At 55.8% G+C, this 1,964-nt stretch carries 2 protein-coding genes and 1 pseudogene (1 of these 3 only partly in view); 1 reads left to right on the top strand and 2 read right to left on the bottom strand.

The window, feature by feature from the left end; all coding sequences use genetic code 11:
* The coding region (locus COW20_19005; GenBank protein ID PIW45779.1) for a hypothetical protein at positions 1 to 508 on the bottom strand (508 nt) is incomplete at its 3' end.
* A 44-nt stretch (positions 509 to 552) separates the two neighbouring features.
* Complete coding sequence (locus COW20_19000; protein ID PIW45778.1) at positions 553 to 1,644, bottom strand: citrate synthase/methylcitrate synthase; 1,092 nt, start codon at positions 1,642 to 1,644, stop codon at positions 553 to 555.
* A gap of 141 nt (positions 1,645 to 1,785) precedes the next feature.
* Here COW20_19000 and COW20_18995 point away from each other — a divergent pair.
* Positions 1,786 to 1,964 (top strand): annotated as a pseudogene (locus COW20_18995) (excisionase) (it continues 1,027 nt past the right edge of the window).

Raw genomic sequence — 1,964 nt, 5'->3', positions numbered from 1 at the left:
CCAGTTCCAATGCGCCCGTTCCACCAAAGCAATAGCCGATGGCCGCTGTTTTGGCAGGATCGGTCTGGGCCTGTTTCAGCAGCATCTGGTAGCCGGCTTTGAGGCGTGAGCGGAAGAGGGCGCGGTTGCCCTTGTATTTGCCAGCCATTTGTCCGGCTTCTTGGGGGGGCTTGGGGTGGACGCCCTTGCCATAGATATCGGCAGCAAAGGCCACATAGCCCATTTTTGCGAGTTGCTCGGCACGGTGTTTGACATAGGCTCCCATGCCGGTCCATTCGTGTACGATCAAAATACCCGGGCGTTTGCCCGTTTGAGCGGCATTATAGGCCAGATAACCTTCGAGCACCTGATCGCCGTCCTGGTAAGTAATCAACTGGGTTTTGATCTGGGCCGTGGGTTGGGCCGCGATTTGCGTAGGTGCAGACTGCGGGCTTGACCAGGCCGGGGCCGCTTGGCTGGCCAATAACAGGCTGGCGAGAAGAAGGGGAGTGCTGAGCCATTTTTTCATAGAGATCCTCCGGATTGCAGAATAGTTTTCAGTTTAGCGCCTGATCAGGCTGAATGCACAGTTGGGTTTGGCCCAATATAGCGGGATTGGGGGCGAATCAGGCGGCCTTCAGCGATTTGCTCATAATAATGTGCCACCCAGCCAATGGTGCGCCCCAAGGCGAAAACGGCGGTAAAGGTCTGGCGTTCAAAACCCAGGGCTTCAAGCAGCAGGGCCGTATAAAACTCCACATTGGTGGCCAGGGGGCGCTCGGGTTTATGCTGGGTCAAGGCTTCAAGCGCCAGGGCTTCTACCGCTTGCGCCAGTTTCAAACGGGGGGAATCATGGTGGGCCTGCCATGCCTGCAAAGCGGCTTGCAAGACATCGGCACGGGGGTCACGGACCTGGTAAATGCGGTGGCCAAACCCCATCAGACGGCGTCCTGCTTTGAGTTCGTTCTGAATCCAGGCCAGGGCCTGATCGGGGTGTCCAATCGCATCGAGCATATCCAGAACCGGGCCGGGAGCTCCCCCATGCAGCGGGCCTTTGAGCGCTCCAATGGCTCCCAAGAGGGCTGAGCGCAGATCTGAACGGGTCGAGGCAATCACGCGGGCTGTAAAGGTGGAGGCATTTAAACCGTGGTCACTCACGCTGATCCAATAGGCACCCAAGGCTTTGACCCAGGCTGGGTCGGGGACTTGGCCCTGCAGCATGCTGCCAAAATCTGCAAGGGCTTCGGCTTCAGGATCCGGGGGCAAAGGATTCAGACCCTGCGCCAGTCGGATCCAGCCAGCCAGAAGTACCTGGCTGGCTGAAAGCAGCTCCTGGCCGTTGGGCTCCCCCGGTAGCAACGATAGCCCTGCCCGCAGTGCTTCAAGGGGTGGCAGGCTTTTGAGCCAGGGCCAGAAGGGGGTCAGTGCAGCAAAGGCCTTGACACGGGCTTTGCCCAGACTTTGACTTGAAAGTTTCTCAGGTACTAAATCCTGCCAAAGTAACTGGGTCAGACCGAGCAAATCAAAATTTTGAATTGCGGCTTGCAAGGGCCAACCCCGCAGGAGCAGGCTGCCCTGGCGGCCATCGACCTGGCTGAGGCGGGTTTCGCAGGCTATTACCTGATCGAGGCCAGAAGCGGGAAGGGGTTGGGTTGGGGTTTGCATGAGAGGCTCCTTATTTGAGATCTGCTCTTATTATTGATATATTGATCATTAGTAGTCAATCTTGATTATTAAATCAATATATAAACTTTTGCGAGAGCGTGCGTAAAATGAAAGCGAACAGCAACCCTTCAGGAGGAATGGATGAACTCGGTTTTAAAAGAAAAAACCCATTTGAGTTCGCGTGAAGTCACTGAATTATTGGGCATTACCCCCGCTACCCTCTATGCCTATGTCAGTCGCGGACTGATCCGTTCTGAAGGAGAACCAAATTCACGCGGAAAACGCTATCTGGCTGAAGATATTCAGCGCCTGTTGGAGAA

This window comes from bacterium (Candidatus Blackallbacteria) CG13_big_fil_rev_8_21_14_2_50_49_14 (assembly GCA_002783405.1).
In the GTDB taxonomy this organism is placed as follows: Bacteria; Cyanobacteriota; Sericytochromatia; order UBA7694; family UBA7694.
This window is presented reverse-complemented; position numbering and strand designations above follow the sequence as displayed.

Coding starts and splice junctions, on each gene's coding strand:
- COW20_19000 (PIW45778.1), bottom strand. CDS start 1,644: ATGCAAACCCCAACCCAACCCCTTCCCGCTTCTGGCCTCGATCAGGTA.